Below are 11,848 nucleotides of genomic sequence, written 5' to 3' on the forward strand. Positions count from 1 at the left end.
GGCGCTTTGCTGTCATCAAGCCGCCTACCCTACTATCGCGGTTGAACCCATATCAGAGATGCCATGCACAAATGACCGATATCCGGCTTGAACTAATTATCCATTGATGTTAATATCGATTCGATACCACACCCCGGGAGAATAATAAAGAATGAAAACCGCCAAACTGCTTTTATCGACCACGCTCGCCGCTAGCATTGCGGCGATTTTGTTTCCGCTCGGTGCTCAAGCCACAACCGATGATGCGAAAAAATACCATCAGCTTTATCAGGACAATTGCGCAAGCTGCCACGGCTCCGACCACGGCGGCTTCCTGGCGCCGGCCTTGAATAACGAAACGCTGAAAGGCCGCAGCCCGACCGCGCTGCGCACGATCGTGATGGCAGGCAGCTTCGACACCTTGATGCCTCCGTTCTACGGCAAACTGTCCGACGACGACATTCGCGGCCTAGTCAAGCATCTGCAATCGACGCCTAAGCTGGACAATCCAGCGTGGACGATCGACGACATCAAAGCCTCGCTGAAGGTGAATGTATCCGACGAAAGCAAATTGCCGGAAAAGCCGACCTATGCGATCGACAACATGGATGACGTGATCGGCGTCGCGGCGCGCGGCAAATACGGCCGCGGCGAAGGTTCGAAAGCGGTATTCATCAACAGCAAGACCCATCAGAAAATCGGCGAAATCCCAACCGGCGCGGCCGCGCACATCATCGACTACAACCCGGTCAATCCGCGCTGGGCTTACGTGAAGAACGACACGGCCGAAATTTTTAAGGTCGACCTGTATTCGATGCAGGTGGTGCGCAGCATCAAGACCGGCTTCAACGGACCGGGCCTCGGCGTCTCCCGCGACGGCAAATACCTGATGGCCGGCTCCTATGTGCCGCACAATGCGGTGATCCTGAACGCCGACACCCTGGAACCGTTGAAAACGTTTGAACTGGAAGGCGTCGATCCGGACGGCAACCTGGTTTCCTCCGACTCCGGCATGGTGATCGGCACGCCGTACGCCGACGTGATGGCGATTGCGCTGGAAAATGCCGGCCAGGTCTGGATCGTCGATCTGAAAGACGATTTCCCGGTCACCAAGATCGAAAACGTCGGCCGCCACCTGCACGATGCGTTCCTGACCCACAATGGCACCAAGCTGATGGTCGCATCGTATGACGACAGCATCGTGACCGCGATCGACCTGAAAGAGCGCAAGATCATCAAGAAGCTCGACGCGGGCTGCGTACCGCATGTCGGCGGCGGCGCGGCGGTCGAAGTCGACGGCCGCACCCTGGGCTTCGGCACCAACTTCGGCGACTGCGACAAGATGGTCGTCAGCGTCTGGGATCTGGACAAGATGGAAGTCGTCAAACAAGTGCCGGTATCCGGCGGCACCGAATCGCCGGCCGCGCATCAAAATGCGCCTTATGTCGCGGTCGACATCATTTCGAAGGATAAACGCGCGCGCACGATTCAGTTGATCGACAAGAAATCCTTGGAAGTGGTCAAGACCTTGGATGTCGGCGGCCATGCCTACTTCCCTGAATACAGCGCCGACGGCAAATATCTGTATGTCAGCGCCGGCTACAACGGTGATGAAGTGGCGGTATTCGACTCGACTTCGCTCGAAAAAGTCGCCGCGATTCCGATGGAAAGCCCGGCCGGCATCTTCTCGCACGGCCGCGTCAAATACATCACCCGCGGCCTGTCGCCGGAAGAATCGAAAGGAGCCAAGCAATGAGAGCGTTGATCATTACCGGCGCTCTGCTGTTGGGATCTTTCGCCGCGTCTAATGCGAGTGCCGCGAGTATTTATGCGGGGCAGGCGCGCGCGGCCCAGGTCTGCTCGCATTGCCATGGCCTTAGAACGCCGTCAGCCGATGCGCCGTATCCGTCCCTAGCCGGACGTGACGTCGAGTATTTGCAGATGGCGTTGAAGCAGTATCGGGACAAGACCCGCAAATCGGATATCATGAACGCGATCGCGGGATCGATGTCCGATAATGACATCGAGAATGTCGCGGCCTATTACGCCCGGCAAAAAGCCAATCCATGATCAAAAAACTGCTGCCGCTGCTGCTGGTGACATTGCCGTCATGGGGCGGCGAGATTTCGGCCGAGCGGCAGCAAGCGCTCCGCGATCTGTTGAAGCAGGATTGCGGGGCGTGTCATGGCCTGACCTTGAAAGGCGGCATGGGCCCTGCCCTGCTGCCGGAAACCCTGGCCGGCAAACCGGACGAGTTTCTGGCCGATACGATTCTGAACGGGCGCCAGGGCACCGCGATGCCGCCCTGGCAGCCTTTCATGAATCGCGATGAAGCGTTGTGGCTGGTGAAGCTTTTGCGTGGTAACAATTAAAATTTTTTATACAAACCTCCGAACGAGTAAGGGCAATGAAAATTGATTACCACGACGTCATTACCCTGGAACCCGGAAAAAGGGGAGGAAAACCCTGCATCAGAGGATTGAGAATAACCGTATACGACGTGCTTTCTTGGTTGGCCGACGGTATGACGGAAAGCGAAATCCTTGAAGATTTCCCCGAACTGACGGCAGCCGATATCAGCGCCTGTTTAAGTTTTGCCGCGGACCGGGAACATAATTTGGGCAGCCTTAGAACATCGTGAAACTGTTATTGGATGAAAACTTATCGCGCCGAATCGTGCCCTTCATCCAAGACAATTATCCCGGCTCAACTCAAGTCGCCTTACTTGGACTCGAACATACCGGGGACAATATCATCCGGCAATATGCAATTGACAACGATTATGTCATTACGACCAAAGACGCCGATTTTTACGAAATGAGCCTGCTTTTCGGGCAACCGCCTAAAATCATCTGGCTAAAAACGGGCAATCAATCGAAAGCGGCGACTATCAATGCATTACGGAATAACAAAGAAGCCATCGAACATGCTTTATTACTGGAAAACAAAGCCTGCATTGAAATTTTATAAAAGTCGGAAAGATTGGGCAGCTTTTTTCTGCCCGGTCTTTCGATCTATCAACAGGGCGATGTGTTTCGGATTTTCCCTGATACAGCCTCATCATCGGAAGAGCTACGCGTCAGGCAACGATAAAGCCATTACCCGACCTGCCTTAGCGAGCATTTTTTTGCTCTCCAGCATTGTTGCATCATCCGCCTTTGCCGAGCTCCGCGCCACCGGCGACCTCGGCGTCGTGATCGAGCGCGAGAGCGGCAGCGCGGTGATCGTCAATACGACTTCCCATCAAGCTCTCGCCAAAGTCGACGGCCTCGGCGACTTGTCGCATGCCTCGGTGGTGTTCTCGCGCGACCAGCGCTATGCCTATGTTTTCGGCCGCGACGGCGGTCTGAGCAAGATCGACCTGCTCCAGGACAAGCTCGACAAGCGCATCGTGCAGGCCGGCAACAGCATCGGCGGCGCGATTTCGCAGGACGGCAAACTGATCGCGGTATCGAATTACACGCCCGGCGGCGTGAAGATTTTCTCGGCAGACACCTTGGCATTGGTCGCCGACATTCCGGCAAGCTATGCCGACGGCAAGCTGTCGAAGATCGTCGGACTGACCGATGCGCCCGGACAACGCTTCGTGTTCAGCCTGTTCGATGCGGGCGAAATCTGGACCGTGGATGTCAAAAATCCGCAAAAACCGGTCATCCAGAAATACCCGAACATCGGCAAGGAGCCTTATGACGCACTGATGGCACCTGACGGACACTATTATATCGCGGGGCTGTTCGGCGAACCCGGCCTGGCTCTGCTCGATTTATGGCAGCCGGAACTCGGCGTCAAGCGCATCCTGCCCGATTACGGCAAGCACGACGAGAAATTGCCGGTCTACAAGATGCCGCACCTGGAAGGCTGGGCCGTGGCCGGCGACTATCTGCTCGCGCCGGCGATCGGGCACCATGAAGTGCTGGTGATCGATAAAAAAACCTGGCAACTGGTCAAGGCGATTCCGGTTCCGGGGCAGCCGGTGTTCGTGATGGCACGGCCCGACGCTCGGCAAATCTGGGTCAATTTCGCATTTCCTGATAACAACCAGCTGCTGGTGATCGACGCGAAGGACTTGTCGTTGACGAAACTCTTGACGCCGGGAAAAGGCGTATTGCACATGGAATTCACCCCGCGCGGCGAACAGGTCTGGGTCGCGTTGCGCGACGACAATCAGGTCGTCGTTTACGATACCGAGACGTTGCAGGAAGTCGCCCGCCTGCCGGTACAAAAACCGAACGGCATCTTTTTCAGCGCCCGGGCCCATAAAATCGGTTTGTAAGCATGTTGACCGATCTGCATAAGCACCTGTTGAACGATTTTCAGCGCGACTTTCCGCTGGTCGAGCGCCCTTACCTGGAAATCGCGAACCGGCTCGGCGTCAGCGAAGACGAGGTTTTGTCCGCGTTGGCCGAACTCTGCGACAGTCAGTTGATCAGCCGCGTCGGCCCGATCATTCCGCCGAACCAGATCGGCGCTAGCATGCTGGTCGCGATGGCGGTTCCGGAAACCGAATTGCAACGGGTGGCGGACATCATCAGCCATTATCCCGAAGTCAATCATAATTACGAACGCGAGAACCGCTTCAATCTCTGGTTCGTCGCGCTCGCATCGACGGCCGAACATCTCGCCAAGGTACTCGATGCGATCGAGCGGGAAACCGGTTACCAAACCCAACGCCTGCCGTTGATCAACGATTTTTTCATCGATTTGGGCTTCCGCCTCGATTTGACCCATGCTTGATGCACGCGACTTTGAACTGTTGACCGAGATCCAGTCCGGCCTGCCGATCAGCCCGAGGCCGTACCATGACATCGGCCTCGCGCTCGGCATGTCCGAAGCGGAAGTGATCGAGCGTCTGGCGGTGCTGAAACAGACCGGCCTGATCAAACGGCTCGGCGTGATCGTCAAACACCGCGCCCTCGGCTACCGCGCGAACGCGATGATCGTCTGGAACATTCCGGATGCGCTGGTCGAAACGCTCGGCGACCGCATCAGCCGATCGTCCTTCGTGACCTTGTGTTATCAGCGCCCGCGCACATCCGAGTGGCCTTATAACCTGTATTGCATGATCCACGGCAAGGATCGCGATACCGTGCTCGCGCAGCTCGAACAACTGAGCGTCAACTGCGGCCTGCAAGCTTTCGACCGGGAAATTTTGTTCAGCCGGCGCTGTTTCAAACAGCGCGGCGCGCTTTACCTGCCCGTCGCCCCTGCCCAATCCGCCGAATACTCCCATGGATGAGATCGACCGCCGGATCATCAACGCGCTGCAGACGGGCTTTCCGATTTCGGAAAGGCCCTATCAGGAGGCCGCCGAGGCTTTGGGGCTCAGCGAACAGGAACTGCTCGACCGCCTCGGCCAACTGTTAAAGGATCATACCCTGTCCCGCTTCGGACCCTTGTACGATGCCGAAGCCATGGGCGGCGCGTTGACCTTGGCCGCGCTGCAGGTGCCTGACGAACGCTTCGAGGAAGTCGCCGGCATCGTGAACGCGTTTCCCGAAGTCGCGCACAATTATGCGCGCAGCCACGCGCTGAACATGTGGTTCGTGCTAGCGACCGAAACGCCCGAACAACTGCAACAGGCGCTGACCGGCATCGAGCGCGAAACCGGCTTGACCGTCTATAACATGCCGAAGATCACCGAATATTTTGTCGGCCTGAAGCTGGAAGCCTGATGTCGAATCTGGACGAAGTCGATTTGCAGATCATGCGCGCGACCCAGGCCGGCCTGCCGTTGACCGCCAGGCCTTATCACGCGATCGCAGAACAGTTGGGATTATCAGTCGATCAGGTGATCGAACGCATGCGCCGCATGCAGGAACTCGGCGTGATCCGGCGCATCGGCGCGGTGCCGAACCATTACAAGCTGGGCTACCGCTTCAACGGCATGACGGTCTGGAACGTCCCGGACGAAAAAATCGACGCGCTCGGCGAAAGGATCGGCAGTCTCGATTTTGTCAGCCATTGCTACCATCGGCCCCGGCATTTGCCTTTGTGGCCATACAATCTGTTTGCGATGGTGCACGGCAGGAGTCAGGAAGATGTCGATCGACAGATCGGGCAGATCGCGGCTATTTTGGGCCAGGATAATCTCGGGGCGGATGTGCTCTATAGTACGCGGATTTTGAAAAAGACCGGGTTTCGGAGCAAATGATTTTCCTAATCGGGTGAATATTGTTTTAACATCAGTCCGTCAATATGCGCGAAATGTTTGATATTGCTGGTGCACAATATTTCTCGATTGGCCATAGCAGTGGACGCGATCAATGCATCGCCCATTTCGACGCCATGACTCAGCGCGTACTCCCTGGTCATTTGCCGAGCTTGATAGGAAATCGCTTGATCGATTTCATGAATGCTGAATTGCAAAACATCGAGCATTTTTTCGAAAACGGCACGTATTCCATGTAAGTGACTGCCGATATGGACCGCTCCGGCGTATTCATGATCAGCTCTTTTGCCGAAACGACGCCACGATCCGCATAAATCAAAATATTGGTGTCAAATATCACGCAATGTATTCCGGCGTCCCTTGCGGATTTCGCGCAGCTCGTCTTCGACCGTAGCGGTGCCGAGATTGCGGTGCATACCGAAAAAATCGGCCATTGCACTTTCCTGTTCCTGAATCGTTGACGACGTCTTAGCCGGATGCACAACGCCCAACAATTGGCCATGATAAGTGATTTCGACCGATTCACCACGTTTCAACGCATCGATCAGCGCTTTATGATGGGATTGCAGTTGCGATGCGGTAAGCTGCATGATGTTATTAACCATTAATCTAAAATAGCTATTTTAGATTAGATATTTTTTCATATAAAAGCAATTACTCTATCATTAAGCCACCATGTTCAGACTCAGCCACTTCATGCGGGAACTGCTCGACCCGACACCGATAAAACCCGCGCGCAAACCGGCCGCGCCGGTCGTGATCTGGAACCTGATCCGCCGCTGCAATTTGGCCTGCAAGCATTGCTATACGACTTCTGCCGACATCGATTTTCCGGGCGAACTAAGCACGCAGGAAATCTTCACGGTGATGGACGACCTGAAAGCATTCAAAGTCCCGGTGCTGATTTTGTCCGGCGGCGAGCCGCTGCTGCGCCCGGACATCTTCGATATTTCCCGGCGCGCGAAGGCGATGGGCTTTTATGTCGCGCTTTCGAGCAACGGCACCCGCATCTCGGAACAGAACATCGACGAAATTGCGGCCATCGATTACCAATACATCGGCGTCAGTCTGGACGGCATCAAGGAAACGCACGACAATTTCCGCCGCATGCAAGGCTCGTTCGATGAAGCGCTACGCGGCGTCGAACTGTGCCTGAACAAAGGCATCAAGGTCGGCATCCGTTTTACCCTGACCCAGGATAACGCGCGGGATTTCCCGGCCTTGTTGCAGTTGATGGACGACTACGACATCGACAAGTTTTATCTGTCGCACCTGAATTACGGCGGCCGCGGCAACCGCAACCGCAAGGACGACGCGCACTATCAGATGACGCGCGAGGCGATGGATTTGCTGTTCGACACCTGTTACCGGTGGCTGCAGGAAGGCAAGGACCGCGAGTTCGTGACCGGCAACAACGACGCCGACGGGGTGTATTTCCTGCACTGGGTCCGAAAGCGCTTCCCTGACCAGGCCGGCCACATCCAGGACAAGCTCGAACAATGGGGCGGCAATGCCTCCGGCGTCAATGTCGCGAACATCGACAACCTCGGCAATGTGCACCCGGATACGTTCTGGTGGCATTACGACTTGGGCAATGTCCGCCAGCGTCCGTTTTCGGAAATCTGGATGGACCGCAGCGATCCGCTGATGGACGGTTTGAAGCAATCGCCGCGTCCGCTCGAAGGCCGCTGCGCGACCTGCGATTATCAGGCGATCTGCAACGGCAATACCCGCGTCAGGGCCGCGCAGACGACAGGCAATTTCTGGGCCGAGGACCCGGGCTGCTATTTGACCGATGCGGAAATTGCCCTGCCTGGATAATCCTCTGAAAGTCTGATCGTAGTAGGAACGCGTTATCGAATATAGTGATAGCGCGCTTGAAGAAAATCCACCCGATCGTCAGTAACCAAATAGACCAAGCGATGTTCTTCCGTGATACGGCGCGACCATGCGCCCGGAGCGAGATGCTTCAATGGTTCGGGTTTGCCGATCCCCGCAAAAGGGTCTCGCATGACAGCTTCGAGCAAATCCAAAATCTTTACGGCCACCCGATGATTGGTCTGCACCCAAAAGCGAAGGTCTTCTCGGAACTCCGGTTGAAAGACGCTAACCCGGTCGCCGGCTTTAGCCAAGGCCAACCTCTGCCCGCAAATCAGCGACTGATTGGGGTGGGGTGGTTTGTTGTTGCGCACGCGTTAATGCCGTCAATAAGCGTTCCGCATTGACCGGCGAACGCAACAGATGCGCGGTTTCCAGCAAGCTCTGGAGTTCATCGGCCGCAATCAGCGCGACATCCGCAGCGCCGCGCCGCTGAATGATGACCACTTCCTGGTCGTCTGTTACCGCGTCCAGCAGGGTGGCAAGATTAGCGCGGGCTTGCGTATAGGTGGTTTGAATGGTCATGGACATTTTGGAAGGCGTTGTTGTACAGAGATACTGTACGCAACATAACCATTCCTGTCAATTCGCTTTCAGCGACAACCTCGATGCGATCTCCTGCCCTTCCCGCGCCGGATTGATCGCGGTATCGAGAATGAACACCCGCTCCGGCACAATGCCGCCCTGCTTCACGACATACTTCGCGATGGCTTGCGCTCTTTTGGCGGCCAGGTCTTTCAAGCGTTCTTCTTCCGGCTTGATGATCGTGAACAGTTTTTGTTTGGCGACCTCGTAAAAATCACCTTCCTTAGAATCCTTCAGGCGCGGCGTCCCAAACAGCGAGCGTTCCGCGAGCAGCGGAAATTTGTCGATGAACATCTGCGCCAGATAGTCCTTGTATTCGTCATCCGAGAGTTCGACATATTCCGCGCGCACTTTTTTACCGCCTTTCTTGGCAATCGCGGCCGCCTTCAAGCGTTTTAACTGGTCATAGAGCGCCGCATCCTTCAATGCCGGCCAGTCCTGCTCCTCGTAGGCGGAGCCCTTGATTTCAAGGCTCAACGCCGACCGCTCTTTCAGGGCCTTCGCCAAACCGTCCAGTTTGTCCGTTTGCGCCTTGTCGAGTTCAGCCTTGCCCGGTTTGAAATCGATATGATCCAGGTCTTCGCCGCCATCGAACAGCGAAGCGATCGCGGTGAATGGCGAGGTGACGACCTTGTTCAGCACATTCAACAGCGCATCGGCGACGATCGCCCTAATGCTGAATTTAGGATCGTCCAGGCTGCCGGTGACCGGCACGTCCAATTTGATTCGGCCATCGCCGTCCTTCAGCAAGGCGACCGCCAATTCCAGCGGCAGCGACACCGCATTCGGGTTTTCGACCTTCTCGCCCAGTTCAAACTGATCGATCAGAATCGTGTTCGATGAGGTCAGAACGCCCTGCTCAACCTTATATTTCAAATCCAGATTCAATTTGCCTTTTTCGACCTTATAGCCGGCAAATTGCACCATGTAAGGACTGATCAGCGGCATCGGCAAGCCGTGGAAACTCACCTCCACGTCGAACGCGCCGCGGTAAGGACTCACTTCACCGCTGACATCAACCGGCGCGAGGTCATAGGCATTGCCTTTCAGCGATACTTTGACCTTGGAGTTTTTTTCCGAGGAAATGCCCGAGGCGCCGCCATTCAATTCCTGAATTTCGGCCGCGAACGGCAGAATCAGCGACAGATCTGAAAAATCGGAAAAGCCGTCATGCACCAGCACCTGATCAAGCTTGAAGAACGGCGATGCGTGCCCGGCATCCTGTTTCTTGGCCGTTGCGGTTACGGCAGGCTTGTTGCTGACGGCTTTACCGGTCGACAACACTTCATTCACATTCACCGTTTTGTCTTTTTTGATCAGGATCCGCGCATACGGCTTTTCTAGCTGAAGGCGCCTGGCGGTATAACGGTTAGCGGCGAGGTCGGCGTCGATATCGCTCAAGGTCAGTTTTTGCCATTTGATGAAATCCTTGTTCTGGATCTGGTCGCGCGTTAATAGATCATCGACGCCAGCAAGTCCTTTAAACTTGATATCGGGTTTCTCGGGCTCTTTAAGAACGACATCCAGCTTGCCATCGACAAATAAACCGCCCTCAATCACATCCAGTCGGGCAAATTGATCGACATAGGTTTGAAATTTTTCAAGCCCAATGTCCTTGATAGAAACGTTCAGCCGGGACGAAAACGGGTCGATCACGAGATCGCCATCCAGTTTGATGAGGCCGTCCCGATTGAAACCGGCACTCAACTGCACCGGCAATGCCGCGCCGTTTTTATTGGTAAAATCGCGCAGCGTGAAATCGATCGGTTTGACTTCTACGGCAACGGGTTTGCTCTGAGTTCTGTCTTCGAAATGCAGGCCGGAATCAGTCAAGGCGACCGACTTGAGCGCAAGCGCCCACGATGCTGAGGCCTTTTCGACCGGCAAAGCCTTTGCGTTGGTTGACGGCTTGTCGTTCACCGGCAACAGCGTCTGATAATTGAGCTTGCCTTCTTTGGTCAGCCAGGCCTGAACATCGGCATTTTCGGCTTTGATCTCTGCGGCGGAAAAAGACCGCTTGAGCAGATTCAAGGCCATCCCCTCCCCAACTATCCTGCCGATTTTGACCAGCGGCTTATCCTGCAAGCCATCCGAGAACTCGCTGCCGCCAATCGTCGCTTGCCCATCCCGAACCGTGACATTGAATTGGCCATCGGCATTGCCGGTGTTACAGGCTGCGGTCAACGCAATTTCAGGAATGCTCAGCGCCGCCTGCGCGAGACCAAAGCCGGCCAAAGTAAGATCATGCGCCTTGGCTTCGGCTTTTGCGGCCGTTACCTGCCATTTTTGACCGGCCTGGGTGATTTTATAAGCGGACTCCAGCGTGATCGCGGAGGATTTGACCGCCAGACTTTGCGGCTCGGCAGATGCGTAAACAAAATCCTTCAATTCGAAACGGCTTTTAGGAATCGCCAGCTCCAGGCCCTTGGCCGGGGAATAGTTCAGGCGGTATTCCGCCTCCAGCACCTCGCTGCCCTGCAAATCGAAACCAAGCGCATCCTGCAACGCGACCGCTGTCAGCTTCTGCAACTTGAGCTGTTGCAGTTTGATGCTGCCCTCTGAAAACATCGGCTCGACGCCGGCCTTACCTTGCCAGTCCAGGACGCCGCCCGACTTCAAGACCAGCGTCAGATGCAGCGGGAAAGGCTGATTTTGCGCCAGCGAAAACTGTTCCACGGTCAAATCGATCGGATCGATTTCCTCTCTGACTGGATTTTTGAAATGTTCGTCGATCCAGAGCAATTTGCCGCCGGCCAGCGACACACGGCCGATCTGCACCGGAAAGAGTTTACTTTCGCTTTTGGGGGCTTCCTGTTGGGCGGGCAAGAGATCGTTGAAATTGAATTGGCCTTTTTTATTTTTGGCCAGATAGACGAACGGTTTGGCCAACTGGACATGATCGATCATCAGCGCGGATGCCTTTAGCGACTGCCACAATTCGATGTCCGCGGCAAAACGCTCGAAACTGACGAAAGGCTGGCCGTTCGCTTCCTGCAGCGAAAAGCCATGAATAGCGAAGCGGAACACAAACGGATTCAACTCGACAGCGCCGATCGTTGCCTGCCTGCCGGTCAGCTCCTTCAGTATGGACGGAGCCCTAGACTTCACAAGATAAGGCAAGCCATAAAATCCGGCCAGTGCATAAACGAGCAGCACGCATCCTACGACGCCAAATCCTTGCAAAATCTTGATCAATAGGGTTCGAGCCTTCATACGATTCCTTGAGCCACTCACCCG

The 11,848-nt window shown here is 55.4% G+C and carries 16 protein-coding genes; 12 read left to right on the forward strand and 4 right to left on the reverse strand.

The features are described 5' to 3' along the window. The first annotated feature begins 151 nt into the window (after window positions 1-151). The 11 genes from ACEPPP_RS02200 (at window position 152) to ACEPPP_RS02250 (ending at window position 6,387) form a co-directional block, all read left to right on the forward strand. Window positions 152-1,735, forward strand: a complete 1,584-nt coding sequence (locus ACEPPP_RS02200) for a cytochrome D1 domain-containing protein (protein WP_374089429.1) — start codon at window positions 152-154, stop codon at window positions 1,733-1,735. Beyond that, window positions 1,732-2,049 (forward strand): cytochrome c, encoded by a 318-nt coding sequence (locus ACEPPP_RS02205; protein WP_374089430.1) that lies wholly within the window; start codon window positions 1,732-1,734, stop codon window positions 2,047-2,049. The genes ACEPPP_RS02200 and ACEPPP_RS02205 overlap by 4 nt, the downstream gene beginning before the upstream one ends. After that, window positions 2,046-2,351 carry a cytochrome c gene (locus ACEPPP_RS02210; RefSeq protein ID WP_374089431.1) on the forward strand — a complete coding sequence of 102 codons (306 nt, stop codon included), beginning with the start codon at window positions 2,046-2,048 and terminating at the stop codon, window positions 2,349-2,351. The genes ACEPPP_RS02205 and ACEPPP_RS02210 overlap by 4 nt, the downstream gene beginning before the upstream one ends. A 35-nt stretch (window positions 2,352-2,386) precedes the next feature. Next, complete coding sequence (locus ACEPPP_RS02215; RefSeq protein WP_374089432.1) at window positions 2,387-2,620, forward strand: DUF433 domain-containing protein; 234 nt, start codon at window positions 2,387-2,389, stop codon at window positions 2,618-2,620. Continuing rightward, window positions 2,617-2,949 carry a DUF5615 family PIN-like protein gene (locus tag ACEPPP_RS02220; protein WP_374089433.1) on the forward strand — a complete coding sequence of 111 codons (333 nt, stop codon included), beginning with the start codon at window positions 2,617-2,619 and terminating at the stop codon, window positions 2,947-2,949. The genes ACEPPP_RS02215 and ACEPPP_RS02220 overlap by 4 nt, the downstream gene beginning before the upstream one ends. 157 nt (window positions 2,950-3,106) lie before the next feature. Beyond that, the gene (locus ACEPPP_RS02225) at window positions 3,107-4,252 is read left to right on the forward strand and encodes a cytochrome D1 domain-containing protein (RefSeq protein ID WP_374089434.1); all 1,146 of its coding nucleotides are present in this window, start codon (window positions 3,107-3,109) and stop codon (window positions 4,250-4,252) included. Between the two features lie 2 nt (window positions 4,253-4,254). Then, window positions 4,255-4,713, forward strand: a complete 459-nt coding sequence (locus ACEPPP_RS02230) for an Lrp/AsnC family transcriptional regulator (RefSeq protein ID WP_374089435.1) — start codon at window positions 4,255-4,257, stop codon at window positions 4,711-4,713. Next, on the forward strand, window positions 4,706-5,215 hold the full coding sequence (locus ACEPPP_RS02235; protein WP_374089436.1) for an AsnC family protein: 510 nt from the start codon (window positions 4,706-4,708) through the stop codon (window positions 5,213-5,215). The genes ACEPPP_RS02230 and ACEPPP_RS02235 overlap by 8 nt, the downstream gene beginning before the upstream one ends. Then, window positions 5,208-5,651: an Lrp/AsnC family transcriptional regulator gene (locus tag ACEPPP_RS02240; protein WP_374089437.1), complete on the forward strand. Its 444-nt coding sequence runs from the start codon at window positions 5,208-5,210 to the stop codon at window positions 5,649-5,651. The genes ACEPPP_RS02235 and ACEPPP_RS02240 overlap by 8 nt, the downstream gene beginning before the upstream one ends. Then, window positions 5,651-6,130, forward strand: a complete 480-nt coding sequence (locus ACEPPP_RS02245) for an AsnC family transcriptional regulator (RefSeq protein ID WP_374089438.1) — start codon at window positions 5,651-5,653, stop codon at window positions 6,128-6,130. Before ACEPPP_RS02240 ends, ACEPPP_RS02245 begins: the two co-directional genes overlap by 1 nt. Before the next feature lie 44 nt (window positions 6,131-6,174). Continuing rightward, window positions 6,175-6,387 carry a hypothetical protein gene (locus ACEPPP_RS02250; protein WP_374089439.1) on the forward strand — a complete coding sequence of 71 codons (213 nt, stop codon included), beginning with the start codon at window positions 6,175-6,177 and terminating at the stop codon, window positions 6,385-6,387. A gap of 90 nt (window positions 6,388-6,477) precedes the next feature. Here the strand turns inward: ACEPPP_RS02250 and ACEPPP_RS02255 are convergent, their stop codons facing one another. Beyond that, window positions 6,478-6,738: a hypothetical protein gene (locus tag ACEPPP_RS02255; protein WP_374089440.1), complete on the reverse strand. Its 261-nt coding sequence runs from the start codon at window positions 6,736-6,738 to the stop codon at window positions 6,478-6,480. Window positions 6,739-6,823: 85 nt separating this feature from the next. On the opposite strand from ACEPPP_RS02255, the gene nirJ reads away from it, so the two are divergent. Then, window positions 6,824-7,969, forward strand: a complete 1,146-nt coding sequence (gene nirJ, locus ACEPPP_RS02260; protein WP_374089441.1) for a heme d1 biosynthesis radical SAM protein NirJ — start codon at window positions 6,824-6,826, stop codon at window positions 7,967-7,969. Window positions 7,970-8,001: 32 nt separating this feature from the next. Here nirJ and ACEPPP_RS02265 read toward each other — a convergent pair whose 3' ends face one another. From ACEPPP_RS02265 to ACEPPP_RS02275, 3 genes are read right to left on the reverse strand one after another with little or no spacing between them, the layout of a single operon-like run. After that, window positions 8,002-8,280, reverse strand: coding sequence for a Txe/YoeB family addiction module toxin (locus ACEPPP_RS02265; protein WP_374089442.1), 279 nt, complete (start codon window positions 8,278-8,280; stop codon window positions 8,002-8,004). After that, window positions 8,273-8,551, reverse strand: a complete 279-nt coding sequence (locus tag ACEPPP_RS02270; RefSeq protein WP_374089443.1) for a type II toxin-antitoxin system Phd/YefM family antitoxin — start codon at window positions 8,549-8,551, stop codon at window positions 8,273-8,275. Before ACEPPP_RS02270 ends, ACEPPP_RS02265 begins: the two co-directional genes overlap by 8 nt. Window positions 8,552-8,608: 57 nt before the next feature. Next, entirely contained in the window at window positions 8,609-11,824 is a 3,216-nt protein-coding gene (locus ACEPPP_RS02275) for a DUF748 domain-containing protein (protein ID WP_374089444.1), read from the reverse strand. Between the last annotated feature and the right edge of the window lie 24 nt (window positions 11,825-11,848).

It is taken from the genome of Methylomicrobium lacus, from assembly GCF_041897535.1.
Taxonomy (GTDB): domain Bacteria; phylum Pseudomonadota; class Gammaproteobacteria; order Methylococcales; family Methylomonadaceae; genus Methylomicrobium; species Methylomicrobium lacus_A.

Bases quoted from the DNA above. Each gene is read 5' to 3' on its own strand.
- ACEPPP_RS02200 (WP_374089429.1), top strand. From the start codon at position 152: ATGAAAACCGCCAAACTGCTTTTATCGACCACGCTCGCCGCTAGCATT.
- ACEPPP_RS02205 (WP_374089430.1), top strand. From the start codon at position 1,732: ATGAGAGCGTTGATCATTACCGGCGCTCTGCTGTTGGGATCTTTCGCC.
- ACEPPP_RS02210 (WP_374089431.1), top strand. From the start codon at position 2,046: ATGATCAAAAAACTGCTGCCGCTGCTGCTGGTGACATTGCCGTCATGG.
- ACEPPP_RS02215 (WP_374089432.1), top strand. From the start codon at position 2,387: ATGAAAATTGATTACCACGACGTCATTACCCTGGAACCCGGAAAAAGG.
- ACEPPP_RS02230 (WP_374089435.1), top strand. From the start codon at position 4,255: ATGTTGACCGATCTGCATAAGCACCTGTTGAACGATTTTCAGCGCGAC.
- ACEPPP_RS02235 (WP_374089436.1), top strand. From the start codon at position 4,706: ATGCTTGATGCACGCGACTTTGAACTGTTGACCGAGATCCAGTCCGGC.
- ACEPPP_RS02240 (WP_374089437.1), top strand. From the start codon at position 5,208: ATGGATGAGATCGACCGCCGGATCATCAACGCGCTGCAGACGGGCTTT.
- ACEPPP_RS02245 (WP_374089438.1), top strand. From the start codon at position 5,651: ATGTCGAATCTGGACGAAGTCGATTTGCAGATCATGCGCGCGACCCAG.
- ACEPPP_RS02250 (WP_374089439.1), top strand. From the start codon at position 6,175: ATGCGCGAAATGTTTGATATTGCTGGTGCACAATATTTCTCGATTGGC.
- ACEPPP_RS02255 (WP_374089440.1), bottom strand. From the start codon at position 6,738: ATGCAGCTTACCGCATCGCAACTGCAATCCCATCATAAAGCGCTGATC.
- nirJ (WP_374089441.1), top strand. From the start codon at position 6,824: ATGTTCAGACTCAGCCACTTCATGCGGGAACTGCTCGACCCGACACCG.
- ACEPPP_RS02270 (WP_374089443.1), bottom strand. From the start codon at position 8,551: ATGACCATTCAAACCACCTATACGCAAGCCCGCGCTAATCTTGCCACC.
- ACEPPP_RS02275 (WP_374089444.1), bottom strand. From the start codon at position 11,824: ATGAAGGCTCGAACCCTATTGATCAAGATTTTGCAAGGATTTGGCGTC.